The sequence below is a fragment of the Sphingopyxis sp. genome (assembly GCF_050725615.1).
In the GTDB taxonomy this organism is placed as follows: domain Bacteria; phylum Pseudomonadota; class Alphaproteobacteria; order Sphingomonadales; family Sphingomonadaceae; genus Sphingopyxis.
In genome coordinates this window covers 26,236-45,360 of sequence record NZ_JBOHHU010000028.1, presented here as the reverse complement: position 1 = coordinate 45,360, position 19,125 = coordinate 26,236, and the positions used below count along the sequence as shown (strand labels likewise).

General features: G+C 64.3%; 18 protein-coding genes and 1 tRNA gene. 9 read left to right on the top strand and 10 right to left on the bottom strand.

The genetic code is table 11. The annotated features are described in order from the left end of the window. Positions 1–86 precede the first annotated feature (86 nt). Entirely contained in the window at positions 87–404 is a 318-nt protein-coding gene (locus ACREB7_RS08715; protein WP_431591876.1) for a CC_3452 family protein, read from the bottom strand. A gap of 125 nt (positions 405–529) precedes the next feature. Here ACREB7_RS08715 and ACREB7_RS08710 point away from each other — a divergent pair, with 125 nt between their 5' ends. Genes ACREB7_RS08710 through ACREB7_RS08700 form a run of 3 tightly spaced genes read left to right on the top strand, consistent with a single transcriptional unit; the run spans position 530 to position 3,040 of the window. Continuing rightward, on the top strand, positions 530–1,051 hold the full coding sequence (locus ACREB7_RS08710) for a winged helix-turn-helix transcriptional regulator (RefSeq protein ID WP_431591875.1): 522 nt from the start codon (positions 530–532) through the stop codon (positions 1,049–1,051). A gap of 58 nt (positions 1,052–1,109) precedes the next feature. Beyond that, entirely contained in the window at positions 1,110–2,237 is a 1,128-nt protein-coding gene (locus ACREB7_RS08705; protein WP_431591874.1) for a sensor histidine kinase, read from the top strand. Continuing rightward, the gene (locus ACREB7_RS08700) at positions 2,234–3,040 is read left to right on the top strand and encodes a LytR/AlgR family response regulator transcription factor (protein WP_431591873.1); all 807 of its coding nucleotides are present in this window, start codon (positions 2,234–2,236) and stop codon (positions 3,038–3,040) included. The genes ACREB7_RS08705 and ACREB7_RS08700 overlap by 4 nt, the downstream gene beginning before the upstream one ends. A gap of 89 nt (positions 3,041–3,129) precedes the next feature. On the opposite strand, the gene ribA is transcribed toward ACREB7_RS08700, so the two are convergent. The 4 genes from ribA to ACREB7_RS08680 form a co-directional block, all read right to left on the bottom strand. Then, positions 3,130–4,200 carry a GTP cyclohydrolase II gene (gene ribA / locus ACREB7_RS08695; protein ID WP_431591872.1) on the bottom strand — a complete coding sequence of 357 codons (1,071 nt, stop codon included), beginning with the start codon at positions 4,198–4,200 and terminating at the stop codon, positions 3,130–3,132. Then, positions 4,197–4,985 carry an exodeoxyribonuclease III gene (locus ACREB7_RS08690; RefSeq protein WP_431591871.1) on the bottom strand — a complete coding sequence of 263 codons (789 nt, stop codon included), beginning with the start codon at positions 4,983–4,985 and terminating at the stop codon, positions 4,197–4,199. Before ACREB7_RS08690 ends, ribA begins: the two co-directional genes overlap by 4 nt. A gap of 370 nt (positions 4,986–5,355) precedes the next feature. Continuing rightward, positions 5,356–6,018: a LolA family protein gene (locus ACREB7_RS08685; RefSeq protein WP_431591870.1), complete on the bottom strand. Its 663-nt coding sequence runs from the start codon at positions 6,016–6,018 to the stop codon at positions 5,356–5,358. 120 nt (positions 6,019–6,138) lie between these two features. Further along, positions 6,139–8,451 (bottom strand): DNA translocase FtsK, encoded by a 2,313-nt coding sequence (locus ACREB7_RS08680; protein ID WP_431591869.1) that lies wholly within the window; start codon positions 8,449–8,451, stop codon positions 6,139–6,141. A 313-nt stretch (positions 8,452–8,764) separates the two neighbouring features. On the opposite strand from ACREB7_RS08680, the gene ACREB7_RS08675 reads away from it, so the two are divergent. Next, complete coding sequence (locus ACREB7_RS08675; protein WP_431591868.1) at positions 8,765–9,994, top strand: FAD-dependent monooxygenase; 1,230 nt, start codon at positions 8,765–8,767, stop codon at positions 9,992–9,994. 117 nt (positions 9,995–10,111) lie between these two features. Here the strand turns inward: ACREB7_RS08675 and ACREB7_RS08670 are convergent, their stop codons facing one another. After that, positions 10,112–10,762, bottom strand: coding sequence for an LON peptidase substrate-binding domain-containing protein (locus tag ACREB7_RS08670; protein ID WP_431591867.1), 651 nt, complete (start codon positions 10,760–10,762; stop codon positions 10,112–10,114). Further along, a complete protein-coding gene (locus ACREB7_RS08665; protein ID WP_431591866.1) occupies positions 10,762–11,673 on the bottom strand; it encodes a tetratricopeptide repeat protein in 912 nt (303 codons plus the stop codon). Before ACREB7_RS08665 ends, ACREB7_RS08670 begins: the two co-directional genes overlap by 1 nt. Positions 11,674–11,845: 172 nt before the next feature. On the opposite strand from ACREB7_RS08665, the gene ACREB7_RS08660 reads away from it, so the two are divergent. The 4 genes from ACREB7_RS08660 (at position 11,846) to ACREB7_RS08645 (ending at position 14,982) form a co-directional block, all read left to right on the top strand. After that, positions 11,846–11,920: transfer RNA gene (locus tag ACREB7_RS08660), tRNA-Gly, on the top strand. Positions 11,921–12,433: 513 nt separating this feature from the next. Continuing rightward, positions 12,434–12,565, top strand: coding sequence for a hypothetical protein (locus ACREB7_RS08655; RefSeq protein WP_267960734.1), 132 nt, complete (start codon positions 12,434–12,436; stop codon positions 12,563–12,565). Positions 12,566–12,622: 57 nt separating this feature from the next. Continuing rightward, positions 12,623–13,264 (top strand): lasso peptide biosynthesis B2 protein, encoded by a 642-nt coding sequence (locus ACREB7_RS08650; protein WP_431591865.1) that lies wholly within the window; start codon positions 12,623–12,625, stop codon positions 13,262–13,264. Then, entirely contained in the window at positions 13,264–14,982 is a 1,719-nt protein-coding gene (locus ACREB7_RS08645; protein WP_431591864.1) for an asparagine synthase-related protein, read from the top strand. The genes ACREB7_RS08650 and ACREB7_RS08645 overlap by 1 nt, the downstream gene beginning before the upstream one ends. On the opposite strand, the gene ACREB7_RS08640 is transcribed toward ACREB7_RS08645, so the two are convergent. The 3 genes from ACREB7_RS08640 to ACREB7_RS08630 form a co-directional block, all read right to left on the bottom strand. After that, a complete protein-coding gene (locus tag ACREB7_RS08640; protein ID WP_431591863.1) occupies positions 14,977–15,582 on the bottom strand; it encodes a hypothetical protein in 606 nt (201 codons plus the stop codon). The genes ACREB7_RS08645 and ACREB7_RS08640 overlap by 6 nt on opposite strands. A 232-nt stretch (positions 15,583–15,814) precedes the next feature. Continuing rightward, on the bottom strand, positions 15,815–16,570 hold the full coding sequence (locus ACREB7_RS08635) for a hypothetical protein (RefSeq protein ID WP_431591862.1): 756 nt from the start codon (positions 16,568–16,570) through the stop codon (positions 15,815–15,817). Positions 16,571–16,806: 236 nt separating this feature from the next. Continuing rightward, a complete protein-coding gene (locus tag ACREB7_RS08630) occupies positions 16,807–17,778 on the bottom strand; it encodes a GlxA family transcriptional regulator (protein WP_431591861.1) in 972 nt (323 codons plus the stop codon). A gap of 83 nt (positions 17,779–17,861) precedes the next feature. Between ACREB7_RS08630 and ACREB7_RS08625 the strand changes: the two genes are divergently transcribed. Beyond that, on the top strand, positions 17,862–19,124 hold the full coding sequence (locus tag ACREB7_RS08625) for a sarcosine oxidase subunit beta family protein (RefSeq protein WP_431591860.1): 1,263 nt from the start codon (positions 17,862–17,864) through the stop codon (positions 19,122–19,124). The last annotated feature ends 1 nt before the right edge of the window (position 19,125 follow it).

Below are 19,125 nucleotides of genomic sequence, written 5' to 3'. Positions count from 1 at the left end.
CCCCGGGGGTGCGGGAGGTCGCGGCGGCTCTTCCATGGGCCAGGTCGAACGGCGGAGAGGGAGGGGAGCGCCGCCCGGCCGGCCCGTCAGGCTGCGCCGTTGCAGCGCGCCAGATCTTCGGCCTCGAGCGCCTTGCCGTCGGCGATGAAGCCCTTCACTTCGCCGGCCTCCTTGGCCAGGCCGGCGCACATCATCAGCGGGCGGCTGGTGCCGCGCGCGCCGACGCATTGGGTGCCTTCGCACGACCAGACGATGCCGCGGGCGACGAACTTGCCCTTGGGGGCCGGGCTCGACAGCTCGGCGCGGTAATAAGCGCCGCCGGCGGCATTCGCGATCGCGGGCAGGGCAAGGCTGCCGCCGGCAACGGCGACGCCGAGCAACGGCAGGGCGGAAAGCTTGAACATGGGGAGGTCTCCTTTTTTGCACCTTAATTAGGTTGCAAAAGGAAATTTAGTGAGTGGGTTGCGAAATGCAACTCGGGCCATATATTTTTTTGTGCGGGGACCGATTTTACGTTAGGGCTGGGCCTATGGGAAAATTACGCGAACCGCTGAACATGCTTTACGGGGACAATTGCGCCCTGCCGCTCGCGCTCGAGGCGATGGGCGAGCGCTGGTCGTTTATGATCCTGCGCGCTGCGTTCAACGGCGTCCATCATTTCGAGGAGTTCCAGCAGGAACTCAGCATCGCGCGCAACATATTGTCGAACCGGCTGTCGAAGCTGGTCGACCATGGCATCATGGCGCGCGAGGTGATGGCCGAGGATCGCCGCAAGGTGCGCTACGAACTCACCGAAAAGGGCCTCGAACTGCTGCCCGCGATGATCGCGCTCCGGCAATGGGGCGAAAAATGGGGCGCCGGTGTGCCCTCGACCCCGGTGCTCGTCGACGTCCGCGACGAACAGCCGATCGGCCCGGTGACGATGACCGCGCACGACGGCCGCTCGCTCGGCTACAAGGAGCTGGTGTGGAAGCATCGGTCCGAACTGCAACCGCTGGGACAGGCCCGCGCGCGCGCCGACGAACGGATGGCGCCGGTTGCCGCCGAATGATCGACGCGGCGCCGTTTCGCCGTTTCCCGCACCGCTGACCGCAACCCAAAGCCACCCGATGCCCTTGTTCGGTCTCTCCTCGCCAGGCCCGTTTTTCGACAACAAGGTCCGCGCCTTCTGGAATCTCCAGATCCTGGGGTGGCTCGCCTGGCTCGGACTGCGCGGCGTTTCGGGGCTCGCCAACGGTCAGGCGCTGGCCTTTCTGGTCCCGCAAACGGTGTCGGCGATCACCGGCTTCTCGCTCTCGCTGATCCTGTCGGTTTGCTACCGCACCCTGATCAGCCGCCGGCCGCTCTTGATGTGGGGGGTCAGTTTCGGCCTCGCGGGCCTCGCCACCGCGCTGTGGGCGTTCATCGACGCCTGGGTTGCGCAGATCCAGAATCCGGCGAGCGAGGCGGGTTTCACCAGCCTGCTGCTCGGCGCCGTCTATATCGACGCGACCTCGCTCGGGGCCTGGTCGGCGCTTTATTTCGCGATCAACTATTTCCTCCAGCTCGAGGAACAGAATGACCGGATGCTGAGGCTCGAGGCGCAGGCTGCTTCGGCGCAGCTTGCGATGTTGCGCTACCAGCTCAACCCGCATTTCCTGTTCAACACGCTCAACAGCATTTCGACCCTGGTGCTGCTCAAACAGTCCGAACCGGCGAACGCGATGCTCTCGCGCCTGTCGGCCTTCCTGCGCTACACGCTCGCCAACGAACCCACTGCGCAGGTGACGCTGGCGCAGGAAATCGAGACGCTGAAACTCTATCTCGACATTGAAAAGATGCGTTTCGAGGAAAGATTGCGCCCGCATTTCGCGATCGACCCCGCCGTCGCCCGCGCGCGCCTGCCCTCGCTCCTGCTCCAGCCGCTGATCGAAAATGCGATCAAATATGCCGTCACCCCGCAGGAGGATGGCGCCGACATCACCATTTCGGCTCAATTGGCCGGTCAAAATGTTCGGATTACCGTGTCGGACACCGGGTCGGGATTGTCAGTCGATGGCGCGGACCCCACCACTGGCGTCATTGCAACGGAATCGACCGGTGTGGGTTTAGCCAATATCAGAGACCGGTTGGCGCAGGCTTTCGGCGACCAGCACCGGTTCGATGCCCAATCGGGCGCTGACGGCGGATTCACGGTGATCATCGAGTTTCCGTTTCAGCCCGATGGGCAAATGACGATTGGAACCGAACGGACATGACGATCAGAACCATCCTGGTGGATGACGAAAAATTGGCGACCCAGGGCCTGCAATTGCGGCTCGAAGCGCATGGCGATGTCGAAATTGTCGACACCGCGCAAAATGGCCGCGAGGCCATCCGCAAGATCAAGACGCACAAGCCCGACCTCGTCTTCCTCGACATCCAGATGCCCGGTTTCGACGGCTTTTCGGTGATCCAGGGGCTGATGGAGGTCGAACCGCCGCTGGTGGTGTTCGTCACCGCCTATTCGGACCATGCGATCCGGGCGTTCGAGGCGCAGGCAGTCGATTATCTGGTCAAGCCGGTCGAACCCGAACGCCTCGCCGACGCGCTCGACCGCGTCCGCCAGCGCCTGACCGAAAAACGCGGCGCGGCCGAGGTCGAGCGGCTGAAGACGGTGCTCGCCGAGGTCGCCCCCGAGGCCGCCGACGATTATGACGCCGAAATCGCTCCCGACTCGCACGCCGCCGACCGCTATGAAAAGATGATCAACATCAAGGATCGCGGCCAGATCTTCCGCGTCGACGTCGACAGCATCGAACGCATCGACGCGGCGGGCGATTATATGTGCATCTACACCGCCGACAACAGCCTGATCCTGCGCGAAACGATGAAGGATCTCGAAAAGCGGCTCGACCCGCGCAATTTTCAGCGCGTCCATCGCTCGACGATCGTCAACCTCAGCCAGGTCAAGCAGGTCAAGCCGCACACCAACGGCGAATGCTTCCTCGTCCTCGGCTCGGGTGCGCAGGTTAAGGTCAGCCGCAGCTACCGCGACGTGGTGGCGCGGTTCGTGCACTGATTTTATCGTCGCCCCCGCGAAGGCGGGGGCCGCTATCGGCTTAGCGCTAGGCTGCTTGCGGCCCCCGCCTGCGCGGGGGCGACGTGCAATTAAAGCTGGTGCCCGGTCTTGTCCCGCTTCGTCGCGAGATATTGTTCGTTATATTTGTTCGTCGGCAGCGCGAGCGGGATGCGCTCGACGACCTCGACGCCTTCCTTCTCGAGCCGCGCGACCTTCTCGGGATTGTTGGTCATCAGCCGGATGCGCGGGATGCTCAGCAACTCCAGCATCCGCCCCGCGATCGCGAAATCGCGCGCCTCGACCGGGAAGCCGAGCCTGAGGTTTGCGTCGACGGTATCGAAACCCTGGTCCTGCAGCGCATAGGCGCGCAGCTTATTGACCAGCCCGATCCCGCGCCCCTCCTGCCGCAGGTAGAGCAGCACCCCCCAGGGCGCATCGGCCATCGCGTGCAGCGCGGCGTGAAGCTGCGGCCCGCAATCGCATTTCAGGCTGCCGAGCACATCGCCGGTCAGGCACTCGCTGTGCAGCCGCACCACCGGCGGATTGCCGTCGCGCTTGCCGATGACCAGCGCGACATGGTCCGATGCCTCTTCGGGCGTCCGGAAGGCGACGATTTCGGCGCTCTCGCTCGCCTCGACCGGCAGCCGCGCGCGCGCCGCGATATGCAGCCGCGCCGGGTCGAGCAACGCATCGACGTCGGCGGCGTCGCACTGGGTTTCGGCACCGCCCGCCGCGTCGCGCACGAAAAAGGCGGGGAGCAGACCCGCGTGGCGCGCCATCACCATCGCCGCGCTCGCCGCCGCGTCGCCGCCGGGCGCCACCGTCCGGAACGGCCCCTTCCACGGGTTGGCAAGGTCGAGCGCCGGATCGGCGATCGCCAGCGCCGCGGCGATGCCGCCCGCCGCCTCGCTCAGCCGCACCGGCCCGGGCGCGGCGGCGGCGCGCTGGTTGGTGAGTTTCAGCGTCACCGCGCGCTCGCCCGACAGCAGCACGTCGGTCGATGCGAAGTTGGCCAGCGCCGTATCGCTAGCGCTTTCGATCGCCAGCAGATCCAGCGCGCCGCCGTCGCCGGTCACGCGCACCGGCCACCCGCGCCGCAGGGCATCGACCGCGCGCGCCGCCCGGCGGGCGCCCCCGTCGCGGCTTGCGGCGTCGCTCAAAAATCGAACTCGGTGATCAGCGGGATATGGTCCGATGGCCGTTCCCAGCTGCGCGCCGGCTGGACGGTGCGATGCGCCACCGCTTTCGCCAGCAGGTCGGGGGTCACCCACATATGGTCGAGCCGCCGTCCGCGGTTCGACAGCTCCCAATCCTTGGCGCGGTAGCTCCACCAGGTGTAGAGCGGGGTCGGCGCCGCGATGAAGTGGCGGCCAAGGTCAACCCACTGCGACGCGGCCTGCAATTTCGCCAACGTCTCGACCTCGATCGGGGTGTGGCTGACGACGTCGAGCAGCGCCTTATGGTTCCACACATCGCTTTCGAGCGGCGCGACGTTGAAATCGCCGGTCAGCACCGTCGGCTGGTCGAGCGCGCCCGACCACTCGGTCATCCGCGCATAGAAATCGAGCTTCTGTCCGAATTTCGGATTGATCTCGCGGTCGGCGATGTCGCCGCCGGCGGGGATATAGACGTTGTCGAGCCGCACGCCTGACGGCAGGGTGACGCCGACATGGCGCGCCTCGCCATTGGCCTGCCAGTCATATTTGCGCACCTCGGTCAGCGGCACCTTGCTGACGATCGCGACGCCATGGTGCATGCGCTGGCCGTGGGTGACGATATGGGTATAGCCGAGCGACCGGAACATGTCGGGCGGAAAGGACACGCATTCGACCTTGGTTTCCTGCAGGCATAATATGTCGGGCGCTTCTTCGCGCAGGAATTTTTCGACGATGCCGATGCGGGCGCGGACGCTGTTGATGTTCCACGAAGCGATGCTGGTTGTCATGCGGTGGCTCTATCGGTGCGCGCGAGGGCGCGCAACGGCGCGGCGGCGGAATCTTCCGGCCGCAAAAACTAAACCCCCGTTCCAGGGGCGGTGGAACGGGGGTTCAAGGTCAGCGTTCGTCACGCTCTTGAATGAAGGTGCCTGGCGATCCGGTTGGGGCAACAGGGGGAAACCCAGAACCGGGAGCCGTGTTGGCGCCTTCGAGAGTTGAAATAGCCTCGCCTCCCTGTCGCCAAGCTGAACGAAAATTCGCGGCTATCGGTCGCTTTTGCAGTTCGTCGATGCTGGGCGGCGGTTGGTCCGAAAAACGGCGCCGAATCCGCGTCCCAGGATTCGGCGCCGTTCATCTTCGGCGGTAGATAAATCTATCTTAGCTGCCACGACCCCGCGAGCGGGCGCGCGGGTCGGTCCATTTGAACGCCGAATCGGCGACCGCGACGTTGAATTTCTGGTTGCTGAGGTCGATCCGCGTCCGGTTGTTCTGCGAATCGAGCGCAACCCAGCCGCGCAGGCGCAGCCCGGCGGGCGCGCTGCCGTCGCGCACGAACACCATCGTGATCGTGCCATATTCGGGGCGCTTCGGGTCCTTGACCTCGACGCTCACGACATCGTCGCTGCCCGTCGGCAACATCTTGGCATATTTGGTCAGGTCGCGGTCGGGGTCGAGCAGCGCGCCGAGCGGCGAATTTTTCACCGGCCAGCGTTGCACCTGCTTCACCTCATAATCGATCATCGTCAGCGAACTGCCGTCGCCGACGATCAGCAGCGGCACGCCCTTCTGATACTGGAACCGGATCTTGCCGGGGCGCTTGAGGGTGAGCTGGCCGGTCAGCCGCTGGCCGTTGCGGTCGGTCTGGGTGAAATCGGCGGTCATCGAGCTTGTCGCGCGCAGGTGTGACTGCACCGACGACAGCGTGGTCGACGCCGATTGCGCGATCGCCGGGGCGGCAACGCTCAGCGTCGCGACGGCGGCCGGGGCAAGCGCCAGCGCGGCGGCGCGCGTCAGGGTCAGGCGGGGGAAGGTCAAAGTCATATTGCTCTCATTCTGCCATAAGGACGGTCCGGTTCTGCCGATTCGGCGTTGAACCCGCTGTGAACCCGGCGTTCGGATGCTGTTCAAGTCGCGAGCATCGGCTTTGGTTCCGCCGATGCCCTATCGTTGCTGCCCATATTGGTCGGTCAGCACATCGCGTCGCCCGACATGATTGGGGGGGCTGACCAATCCCTCCTCCTCCATGCGCTCGATCAGCCGCGCGGCGCTGTTATAGCCGATGCGCAGCTGGCGCTGCAGCCAGCTGGTCGAGGCTTTCTGGCTCTCGACGACGATCTGGCACGCCTTGGCATACATGCGGTCCTCGGCGCTGTCGCCGCCCGCAGGGGCGCCCTCCATCGCGAAACCGCCGTCCTCGGGGTCCTCGGTGACGCTCTCGATATAGTCGGGCTGGCCCTGGCCGCGCCAATGGTCGGCGACCGCGCGGACCTCGTCGTCGGACACGAAGGGCCCGTGGATACGCGTGATCTGCTTGCCGCCGGGGACATAGAGCATATCGCCCTTGCCGAGCAGCTGCTCGGCGCCCGCCTCGCCGAGGATGGTGCGGCTGTCGATCTTGCTGGTGACGTTGAAACTGATGCGCGTCGGCAGATTCGCCTTGATGACGCCGGTGATGACGTCGACCGACGGCCGCTGGGTCGCGAGGATCAGGTGGATGCCCGCCGCGCGCGCTTTCTGCGCCAGCCGCTGGATCAAAAATTCGACTTCCTTGCCCGCGGTCATCATCAGGTCGGCGAGCTCGTCGACCACCACCACGATCTGCGGCAGCGGCGCATAGTCGAGCGTCTCTTCCTCATAGAGCGGCTGGCCGGTTTCGGGGTCGTAACCGACCTGCACGCGCCGCCCGAGCGACTTGCCCTTCGACAGCGCGGTGCGGACCTTGTCGTTATAGCTCGCCAGGTTGCGCACCGACAGCGACGACATCATCCGATAACGGTCCTCCATCTGCTCGACCGCCCATTTCAGCGCGCGGATCGCCTTCTTGGGCTCGGTCACCACGGGGGCGAGCAGGTGCGGGATGCCGTCATAGACGCTGAGCTCGAGCATCTTGGGATCGATCATAATCAGCTTCACCTGATCGGGACCGAGCCGGTAGAGCAGCGACAAGATCATCGCGTTCAGGCCGACCGACTTACCCGACCCGGTGGTGCCCGCGATCAGCAGATGCGGCATCGGCGCGAGGTCGGCGATCACCGGATCGCCGCTGATATTCTTGCCGAGGATGATCGGCAAAGCGCCGGTCTGCTCCTGGAACAGCGCGCTGCCGATCATTTCGTGCAGCACCACCGCCTCGCGATGCGCGTTGGGCAGTTCGATGCCGATCACGGTGCGGCCGGGGATCGGTGCGATGCGCGCCGACAGCGCCGACATGTTGCGCGCGATATCGTCGGCCAGGTTCGACACCCGGCTCGCCTTGGTGCCCGGCGCGGGTTCGAGTTCGTACATGGTGACGACCGGGCCGGGGCGCACCGCGGTGATCACGCCCTTGACCTGGAAATCCTCGAGCACCGATTCGAGCAGCCGCGCATTGCGCTCGAGCCCCGCCTTGTCGATCTGCCCGGTCGGGGCGGGTGGCGGTGCGGCGAGCAGGTCGAGCGACGGCATCTGATAATGGGTGAACAGCTCGGTCTGCGGCTTGGGCCGGGGTTTCGACGGCTGGGCGCGCGTCGCGGGATCGGCGATCTCGGGCGGCGCGCGATCGCTCGGTTCGGCGCGGGCGCGCGGTCGGATCACCCGCTCCATCAGGTTCGGCGCCTTGGTCGCGGTGGCGGCGGCCGGCGCCGGGGCGACGATGCGTCCGCCCTCGGCGGCGGGCAGCCGGAAGCGTGACCACCAGCCGGGCTCGAGCCGCAGCGCGCGCCAGGCGAGCCACAGGCCGGTTCCGATCAGCGTCAGAATCGCCGCAAAGCGGACCAGCGCCGCACCCGGTTCGCCGATCCGGTCGAACAGCGGGTCGATCGCGCCGCCGACGATCAGCGCGATGATCCCGCCCCAGCCTGCGGGCAGCGGCGCATTGCTGTCGGGCGTCCACAATTGCGCCCCCAGCCCGACAAGCAGGACCGCGATGAAGACAAAGGCGAGCTGGCGTTTCCAATAGGGTTGCGCCTCGCCCGTCCACAGCCGCCAGGCGATCACGCCGAGCAAGGGCAGCAACAGGGTGATGGCGACCCCGCCGACGAACAGCAGCAGGTCGGCGAACCACGCCCCCGCGCCGCCCATCCAGTTCGACGGACTGCCGCCCGCCGCCGTATGGATCGCCGCGTCGGTGCCGTCGTGGGTGATCAGCGCGAGGGTCAGGAACAGCGTGAAAGCGCCCAGCGCCACCGCGGCGCCGATCACCAGCGATCGCGCGATACTTGCCCGGAAAACGGTGCGCCAATCGGCCTTTGCGGCGACGGGCTTGCGGCTGGCCATGCTGAAATCTGTCCCCACTGGATTAACCACGGCGATATGCACATGCGCCGGACTCGCCGTCAAGCGCGGGGCGGAACGCGACTGTGGGTTATGGAAAGGGTTTCGCGCAAAGACGCGAAGAAGAAGCTTTGGGCCGACAGGCCCCTCATCCTTTCGATGGTGCGGCGGATACAGCGGTCGAATGGAATGCCGCTTCGCGGCTGGCGCAACATCTTCATGTCTTTGCGTCTGTGCGCGAAACAAAACAGAACCGACCGTGCGGCCCTGCTCCGCCGCTTTTCAAGCGCATCAATGCGGTCTAGGGCGAAAAGCCATGACCGATATCCAGCGCAGCGACGTCCTCATCTCCGGCGGCGGCCTCGTCGGCCAGACGCTCGCCCTCGCGCTCGCGCATCATGGCCTCTCCAGCATCACCGTCGATCCCGCCGATCCGCTGGCGACGATCGCCCCCGGTTTCGACGGCCGCGCCTCGGCCATCGCCAGCGCCACCTGGCAGATGTTCGAGGTGCTGGGCCTCGCCGATCGCCTCGCCGGCCACGGCTGCCCGATCCGCGCGATCAAGGTCAGCGACGGCGGCCAGTCGGGCGAACTCGACTTCGAAACCGGAGCCGACGATCCGGCGCTCGGCACGATGATCGAGAACCGCCAGCTTCGCATCGCGCTCCGCGACGCGCTCGCCGACGCCCCGCTCGCGAAGCTTATCATGCCCGCGCGGGTGGTCGACCGCGACATCGGCCCGCACGGCGTCACGCTGACGCTTGCCGACGGCAGCCGGCTCGCGGCGCCGCTGCTGATCGTCGCCGAGGGGCGCCGCTCGCCGACCCGCGACGCCGCCGGGTTCAGCATCGCGGGCTGGTCGTACCACCATCATGCGATGATCGGCGCGGTCACGCACAGCAAGCCGCACGACCGCGTCGCGCACGAAATCTTCTTCCCGTCGGGCCCCTTCGCGCTCTTGCCGCTCGTCGACGATGCCGAGGGGCGCCACCGCTCGGCCTTCGTCTGGACCGTGGCCGAAAAGGATGGCCCGGGTTTCGCCAAGCTGGGGACACGCGGCTTCGTCGCCGAACTCGAAAAACGCGCCGGCGACTTGCTCGGCACGATGGAGCTGGTCGCACCGCGCATGACCTATCCGCTCGGTTTCCACCACAGCGCGTCGATCGTCGCCGACCGGCTCGTGCTCGTCGGCGACGCCGCGCACGGCATCCATCCGATCGCCGGGCAGGGGCTCAACCTCGGCCTCCGCGATGTCGCGGCGCTCACCGAGGTGGTCGTCGAGGGCGCCCGGCTCGGGCTCGACCTCGGCGACGCGGCGCTGCTCGCGCGCTATCAGCGCTGGCGCGGGCTCGACAGCCTGATGGTCAGCCTTGCGACCGACGGCCTCACCCGCCTGTTCGGTATCCCCGGCCGCACCGCCTCGGCGGTCCGCCGCGCGGGGCTCGGCGCGGTCCAGCGCCTGCCGATGCTCAAACGCTTCTTCATGGACGAGGCGCGGGGCGAAGCGGGGGATTTGCCGCGCCTGCTGGCGGGGGCTGAGGTCTAAAGTCGCCTTCTCAACCCCGTTCGTGTCGAGCGAAGTCGAGACACCGGGCTTGGGAGCGCTACCGATGGGCATCTCGACTTCGCTTGATGCGAACGGATGGGTGGTTTGGATCGTTGCCTATTGCAGCGTCGAGCGCCCGTCTTCGCCGTCGAATCGCCCGAAAAACTGCATCAACTGCACCACCAGCTCGGCGCGCTGGTCGATCGACGTCGTTTCCAGCAAGGCCTGCTTCGCCGCCGCGTCGAACGGCGCGACCTGCGCGATGCCGTTGACGAGCGTCGCATCGTCCAGCTGGCCGACCGCGTTCCAGTCGACGACATAACCCTGCCGTTCGGCAAAGCGCTTCGCTTCGCGTTCGAGCGACGCCCGCTCGATGCTCGCAAGCGCGGCATCATCCTCGATCTCGCTCTCGATCTCGGCCTCGACCTGGCGGAATGGTGTCGTCACGTCGAGCTCGCGGCGGACGCGGAACCGCGCGACGCCTTCGAGCACCAGGTTGAAACGCCCGTCGTCGAGCGCCTCGACGTCGATGATCTTGCCGACGCAGCCGACATCATAGAGCGCGGGCGGTTCGCGATCCTCTTCGCCGGGCAGCACGCGCGGCTGGATCATTCCGATCCGCCGGTCGCGCACCAGCACCTCCTGCACCATCGCGCGATAACGCGGCTCGAAGATGTGCAGCGGCAGGTGCAGCCCGGGGAACAGCACCGCGCCGGGCAACGGAAAAATCGCGATCCGCTGTATCGTCAGGGGCGCGGCTTCCGCCATCAGCCGAATAGGATCAGCGACAGGCGGCGGCGCTGCGCCGCGACCCACGGATCTTCCAGGCCCACCGCCTCGAACAGCGCCAGCAATTTCGCGCGCGCGGCGTCTTCCTGCCATTCGCGGTCGGCGGCGACGATGTGGAGCAGATTGTCGGCGGCGGCGTCGCGCCGGCCCGCGCCGATCTGCGCCGAAGCGAGGTCGAAGCGCGCCTGATGGTCGGCGGGGTTCGCCGCGACCGCCGCCTCGAGCGCCGTCAGCTCGCCCGCATCGGGGGCATCGGCGGCCAGCGCGAAGGCGCTTTTCGCCTGCGCGATCGCGGGATCGTCGTCGATTTCGGCGGGGACCATGTCGAGCAGGCCCTGCGCGCTCTCCAGATCGCCCGCGAGCACCAGCGCGCGAATCAATCCGCCCTGCGCCGCGGCATTGTCGGGCGCGATGTCGAGGATCTGGCCGAAGATCGACGCCGCCCGTTCGCCGTCGCCTTCGGCGAGCACGCCTTCGCCCATTTCGATCAGCGGCGCGATCTCGACCGCGCGGGCGCTCGCCGCGCTTTCGATCGGCAATTGCGCCAGCAACTGGTCGAGCATCGCCTTGATCTGGCTTTCGGTGCGCGCGTTGGTCAGGTTGGCGACCGGCTGACCCTGGAAAATCGCATAGACGGTCGGGATCGACTGGACCTGGAACTGGCTGGCGATGAAGCGATTCGCGTCGACGTCGATCTTGGCGAGCAAAACGCCCTTGTCGGCATAATCGGCAGCGACCTTTTCCAGGATCGGGGTCAGCTGCTTGCACGGCCCGCACCATTCGGCCCAGAAATCGAGGATGACGAGGTTGGTCATCGACGGTTCGACGACGTCGCGGCGGAACGCTTCGACGGCGTCCTTCTCTTGTGCGTTCAGACCCAAAGTGGCCACGGGATGGATGCTCCTTGTTTTGCTGGAGCCACTTATGTGGGATTTGCACCCGATATGCCAACCCTTCGCACCTCTTTGCGCAGGAAAAGCATGAAGGGGGGTTGCCGACTCCAAAACCCGATGCTAAGCGCCCGCCTCACCCGCTGGAACCGACCAGTTTCCAGCCGCCAGAGCGGGCGTAGCTCAGGGGTAGAGCACAACCTTGCCAAGGTTGGGGTCGAGGGTTCGAATCCCTTCGCCCGCTCCAGTTTTCCGACATTTTTCAGTGACTTAGACCTCCAAGCGCACTGCGACGTTTGGTGACAAGGTGGTCTGCGTGGGGGGTTGTCCTCATAATGTCACCACTTGGGATCGTGGCATCGGAAAGAATCTGCAAGGTCGACCATAAGGCCGTCTACGAATGGGAGAGGGCTGCGGCCATCGCAGGCCGCGCCTTGGAGACCTGTCTATCGAACCTCGATGCAGTTCATAGAAACATCCAATTCCGGTTCCAGTTATCGTTGCGAATTGGTCAATCGATCGGGGATGAGATCGCGCACTTCGCAATTGTTGAAGTGTGTGACCGGGTTCCGCTACGCATGTCCAGGCGAAAGCTAAAGGTAGTGGTGCGCGCCCCGACGTGCGCTTCCTTGGCTCGGTCACCTTTTCCGCGGATTTAGGTTATGAATAATAATTGAATTATAAATTGGAAGCGGCCTGCCGCAAAACATACTTTTCACATGCGACTCATTTTAGTCGCGATGCTGGAAAGGAATGTGACATGAATACGCATGACGACATCATCGACCTCGGCGCCGCCCAGGACGAAACCCATGGTGCGCTGCCCGCGGGCCAACCGGACGTGCAGCCCGGCGATCGCTTCATCCTCGGCGGTATCAGCGCCGACGATTGATCGATGCGTGGCGTGCGGTCTCGGCACTGCACGCCACCTTCGCTCGGCGATCTTCCCATGAAAAAGCCTGCCCCCGCTGCAACGCACTGGTGCCGAACCGGCAATGGCTTCATATTTCTGGATTTGGCTTCAGACCGCTACTTCACACTTGAATCAGGCGCAGCGGATCGGTTCTCGCTCATCGTTCATCGCGGACAAGATGCCGCAGACGACGATTGGCTTGCTGAGCGAGGATTGCACAATCTCGCCCGGCCGGTGGATCGAATCTTCCCTGAAGCAATCGCACCGACGTCAAGCTATCTGGATTCTCCAGGTACGGAGAGAGCGTCCGCAGTCGATACGATACGCGCGATATACGCCTTGGCCCTGGCGCGGCGACATGTTCGAAAGCTTCGGCTGGCGCAGATTTTGAGTACCATCCCCCAATTCGAGCCGCTACCTGCGGAGGACCAACGCTCGGTCGCGCGCTGCGCGGCGGCCGCGTTTCAGCGCGCAAGGCACTATTTTTCCGGTATGGACGAATGTCTTGGCCGCGGCATTGCAATTCGCCGAGTGCTGGCCGGAAAGGGCTGCGACGCCCGGTTGGTGATCGGGGTGACCTTGCCTTTTGCTGCGCACTGCTGGGTCCAGCTCGGTTCCGCCGTGCTGACAGATCCGCTTGATGTCGTGCTTCCCTACACCCCCATTTTGATTGCCTGATGCCAGGCTATTTTCGCCTTGAAGTTCCCAGACGTTCGGATCGCAACGGCGGCAAAAGGGCCAAGGAGGACCCGTCTGCGCTCCTGCTCTGCGGCGCTCGGCTCTGGTGCGACGAACATCCGCTGGAAATTGGCGGCGATGGCTATCTGATCGGTCATCTGTTCAAGCGAGGTGCAACGAGCCGGGTGCTCGACCTGTGCGAGGCGGCGGCCGAAAAAATCCTCGCATCTGGCGGCAGATCGCTCGCGTCCGACTATTGGGGCGGCTATGTCGCAATCTTGGCGCGACCTGATGGACATATTGCCGTTTTTCGAGATCCTTCAGGATTGCTGCCCGTCTATTATCGCGAAGATGATCGATGCTTGACCCTGTCGAGCGATGCTGCGGAACTGGGCAAACACGGCGGGGTCAATTATCCTGCAATGCTGAGGTTCCTGGCCAGCGCTGGCGCGCCGAGCAGGGAAACCTGCCTCGAAGATGTCCGGCTACTGCTTCCCGGAGAAGGGCTGATAGTCGCCGGAGGCTCTCATCAGCTGGAAAGCTGGTGGTCGCCTTGGGATTGGACGCAGGTCAGGCACAGATCATATGCGGCAGCCGCCAAAGAGCTTCGCGCCGTCGCGCTCGACTGCATTGGAAGCTGGACGTCCTGCTTTGACTCGATACTCGTCGGTGTGTCTGGAGGTCTCGATTCCTCGATCGTCGCCTGCGCCGCCGCTCGCCGCGCAGCGGCACTTCATTGCCTCACGATGGTCGAAGACGACGCTATCGGAGATGAGCGTCGCTATGCGTCCATTCTCACTACGGCACTCGGCACCCCATTGCTCGAAGCGAACTACGACCTCGGAGCGGTCGATATTGGTCGCGCCGTGGCGCCGCACCATCCATGGCCTCATGCTCCTTTCTACATGCAGGCGATCGAGGCGGTGCACGACGGCCTCCGCCGCGAGCAGAAAATCGATGCATTCTTCTCGGGCAATGGAGGAGACAATATCTTCTGTTCGATCCGCAGTGCTACGCCATTCGTCGATCGCTTCATGGCGCAGGGGCCGCGCCATGGGCTCTTCGACACGCTGCGCGACTTAAGCGATTTGACGGGCGCGAGCGGTACGACCATCCTGCGACATGCCTGGGACCGATATCGTGATGTCGCTCGTCCCCCCTCCCTTCATCGTGACTATTCCGGACTTTCTTCTGCGGCGATTGCCGAACTGGAGCATCCCCGCCCTTCGCACCCCTGGATGCAAGCGCCCGAAGGCGGCCTTCCCGGCAAGGCGGCGCACGTCAGACTGCTTGCCCGCGCGCAGCGCAGCATTGAACTTTATCCCCGCCGCACCCATCCGCGCCATATCCCGCCCCTGCTTTCGCAGCCCATCGTCGAAACATGCCTGTCGATCCCGACATGGCAGTGGGTAGCCGGGGGCCGGGATCGGTCCGTTGCGCGAGCGGCCTTCAAATCCGTCGTGCCAGCCGAACTGCTTCGCCGCACCTCGAAAGGCGGACCGGGCGGCTTCATGCACCGTATCTATCAGGCAAACGCCGAACGCGCCGGCGACCTGCTTCGCAACGGCCTGCTCGCGCGCGCAGGCCTGCTCGACTTGTCGATATTGGAAGCCGCGTCCCGGCCGACCGCGCAGGGTTTCGAAAAGGCGCAGCGGGTACTCGAGCTTTGCGCGGCAGAAAGCTGGGCCCGTTGGTGGAGCGATGTCGCCCGGTCATGACGGCTCACGCTGCAGGGCGCTCGGCGGTCGCGAGCAATCCCGCCATTGCGTTGCCATCGTTGACCAGCGGTCATATGTGCTAATGGGAGCCATGTTCGGATCGCGTCGGCCGCGAAGCCAGAAATCGAACCAGGCCATATTCTCGCGCATCGCGCGCAGCCGGTTCGACGGGATGTGAAACAAATGCGTTTCGTCGGCGGTAATATCCTCGCCGGGATAGAGGCTGATCTGGGCCGGCACCTCGGCATCGCGAAGCGCGGTATAGAAATCGATCGCTCCCGCAAAGGGAGACGCCATTTGCTGCAGAACGGGCGCACAGACGGGCGCGTACTGGTGATCGAGTGCAAGGATGTCCAGTTCCGCAAGACACTGGGCGAGATGGCAGAGCAGCTCGCCGACTTCCGCGGCGAAATCCGCGCGAATGGGAAGCGCGACGAACTGCGCAAGCACCTCGATCGGGTGGGCATCATCCGGCAGCATTTGCCTCAGCTTGCCGAGTTCGTCGGACGCGCCGGTGTCGATGCGGTAGAAAGCCACCTTCTGTTTCGCAATCCAGTGCCGATGGAGTTCGCACTCGTCCGAATGGCGGATCAGGTCCAAGTCAGCAATTTCGGAGCGATTGCTTCGATTTAGGTCGCGCAGGTCTAACCTTAACTAAGACCTTCGAGCAGCTTTACCTCCTAACCCGGTACGATCCGTGGTAGTGAGTGCGAGCAACTGCTGAAAGAATGTCCGCTTCGCACCTTCGGCGCTCAAAAGCTGTCAGTCCGCAATCAGCCAGTTAGTCTATCAGACACATCGTTGCAGCGTCATTGCCGGACCGGCCCATAGCTTAACCTGGCATATCCAAACGTGGTCTCAACGCATCGCGATGAGCATTTATATCCCTATCCAGCAACGCCAGCCGTTCGTCGATGTCTTCAACCATCGTGAAACCGCCGTGTGCTACGGCGACTTGGCGCAACGTTTCGATCACCAGCAGGACAAGTCGCGCATGGCTCGCCAGATAAAGCCGCACCACGTCATCGTCCTGCTGGTCAAAGAAGGAGCCGCAAAAGATCTCTGAATCATCCCGACTGCTTTCCCATTCGAAGGTAAAGCAGGTGAGATAGATGCTCGCGTGGGACGCGGTATCGTTGATCTGCTTTTTCATGTCCTTGAGCAATGCAGAAACGTGGTCATGCTCGCGGTCGAGCCAGCGATATGCTTTGTCGGTCAACGATTTCGAGGTTTGGAGGCCACCGCCTTCATCGGCGTTCGACGTTACGTCCTCGTCGGGATGCGCCAGCATATACGCAGCCAGGGCACAGAACTCTATCAACTGGCGTGAATTGAATTCCGCCTGCGCCGTGTGCGCGCGGACGTGCGACAGGAAGCCGAGAGTCGCCGACTTCTGCACCGACAGCATCAGTGCGGCGGTTAGGAAGTGGTCGCGGTCGATGCCTACGACAAAAGCATTGAGTAACCCGATCGCCGACTGAGCCAGCTCAACAAACGACCCATATCGCTGGCCCGCGTTACGAGTCCTTGCGGCTTCCTCATCGATCAGCGCTTGAAGCGTGGTTCTTAGTTGCCCGGCGTCGCTCACGGTATCCGTGTTTAATGTCTGCTTTCGCCATTTCTACCACTGAAAGCCGACCGGCCGGAAGCGGCCACAACCGGAAGACGGAATGGTACGCTCAGCCTGTTGAAGGCGCTCATCGCCGCAATCGCGATCGTCAGGTTCACAAGATCGTTCGGCTCGAATGCTTCGGCTGCTAATGCGCAGGCCTCGTCGGACGCATGCGTCTCGCTGGCTCGCGTGAGCGAGAACGAGCGAGGACATTATATTGCCAACGGGCGAATTTGCCCTGCAATGGATCCACTGCGAGATGCCGATGGTGGCATGGAAAAGTGCCGCCTATATTCCCGCGAGAAGTGGCTCCCGTTTGCGAATCCTGATGCCGTAGCCACCTCGGCAACCGTCATGCCGGTTTCGGCCAACAGGCGACGGGCTCTCTCCAGTCTCAAAGCTCGATAATGAACCGCGATCGTCGTTCCCAGTTGGGCGGCAAACAGGCGTTCCAATTGCCGGACCGACATTTTCGCGACCGAAGCGAGTGAAGACCGATCAAGCGGCTCGCCGAGATTCTCTTCCATCGCCGACAGTGCGCGGCCCAAGCCTTCGCTGGATATCCGGTATCGCTGTCCGGGATCGGGCCGTTGCGCGCCGCCTCCTTGGCGCTGCTCGGCTTGAATATACCAGTCGCTTACCCGGCGTGCCAGCCTTGGGCCGAAATCCCGGGAGATCAGTGTGACCGCCAGATCAAGCCCTGCCAGGCCGCCAGCGCAGGTTGTGCGATCGCGGTCGAGAACGAACAGGCCGCGTTCAAGCCGTGGCGCGGCAAAGGTTTCAAGGAAGGCGGCCTCGTGCTCCCAGTGAATGGTGCAGCGATAGCCGTCGAGTAATCCTGCCCTTGCGAGTATGAAGGGACCTCCCGATACGCCCACCAGCCGCACCCCGAAGCGTGCGGCACGCCGGAGTTGGGCAAATGTGCCTTTGTCCCGGAACAATGCGGGGTTGCCGCCTGCACAGACGAACAGCATGTCGATGTCGCCCATCGATTCAACCGAACCGTCGACTGCCAAGGTTACGCCGTTCGAGGCCAGCGCCGGTCTTCCGTCGACGGAATAGTGACGCCAGATGTAATGGTCCTCGCCCGACAGGCGGTTAGCGGCGCGAAAGGGCTCGATGACCGGCGCGTAAGACATGAGAGCAAAGCCGTCGATGAGCAGATAGCCGAGCCGGGTAGGCAAATATCTCTCCGATGTCGCTGTTAGGCAATATCATGTCGCTATAAGACAAGCGGCGCTGGGCAGCAAAGCGTAAATTCCTTCTGATGGAACGGCAACGCTACTCCCTGTTCACGCTCGCGCGTCACGCGCTCACGGGGCACCGCGGCTGGAAGCCCGCGTGGCGCGATGCGGCGCCGAAGGAGCGCTATGACGTCATCGTCATCGGCGGTGGCGGCCACGGCCTTGCCACGGCCTATTATCTCGCCAGGAATTTCGGCATCACCAATGTGGCCGTTATCGAAAAGGGCTGGATCGGCGGCGGCAACGCCGGGCGTAACACCACGATCGTCCGTTCCAACTATCTGCTGCCGGGCAATATTCCCTTTTACGAGCATTCGCTGAAGTTGTGGGAAGGCCTGGAGCAGGACCTCAACTATAATGCGATGGTCAGCCAGCGCGGTATCCTGAACCTCTGCCACTCGGACGAGCAGCGCGACGCTTTCGAACGGCGCGGCAACGCGATGCGTCTTCACGGCGTCGATGCGGACTTGCTGGACCCGGCCGAGGTGCGCCGCATGGCGCCGTTCCTTGACTTCGACAATGCGCGTTTTCCCATTTTCGGGGGGCTGTTGCAAAAGCGGGCGGGTACCGCGCGGCATGACGGCGTCGTCTGGGGCTTTGCACGCGGCGCGTCGGATCGCGGCGTCGACATCATCCAGAATTGCGAAGTCACCGGCTTCGTTCGCGATGCCGGCGGCCGGGTGACCGGCGTCGAAACGAGCCGCGGCAAAATACTCACGGGCAAGGTCGGGATGGCGGTTGCGGGCAATACGTCGCGGGTGGCGTCATTCGCGGATCTGCGCCTGCCGATCGAGAGCCATGTGCTTCAGGCGTTCGTGAGCGAGGGGCTGAAGCCTGTCATCCCCGGTGTGATCACGTTCGGCGCCGGGCATTTCTACATCAGCCAGTCCGACAAGGGCGGGCTGGTGTTCGGTGGCGACCTCGACGGGTACAACAGCTACGCGCAGCGCGGAAACCTACCGATCGTCGAGGATGTCTGCGAGGAGGCGATGGCCATCATGCCGATGGTCGGCCGCGCCCGGGTGTTACGCTCGTGGGGCGGCATCATGGACATGACGCTCGACGGGTCGCCGATCATCGACCGGACGCCGGTGCCGGGCCTCTATCTCAACGGTGGCTGGTGCTACGGCGGCTTCAAGGCGACGCCGGCGTCGGGCTGGTGCTTTGCACATCTGCTGGCCCGCGACGAGCCGCATCCGGTCGCTGCCAGCTATCGGCTCGATCGCTTCGCGAGCGGGCAACTGATCGATGAAAAGGGCGCGGGCGCCCAGGCCAATCTGCAGTGAG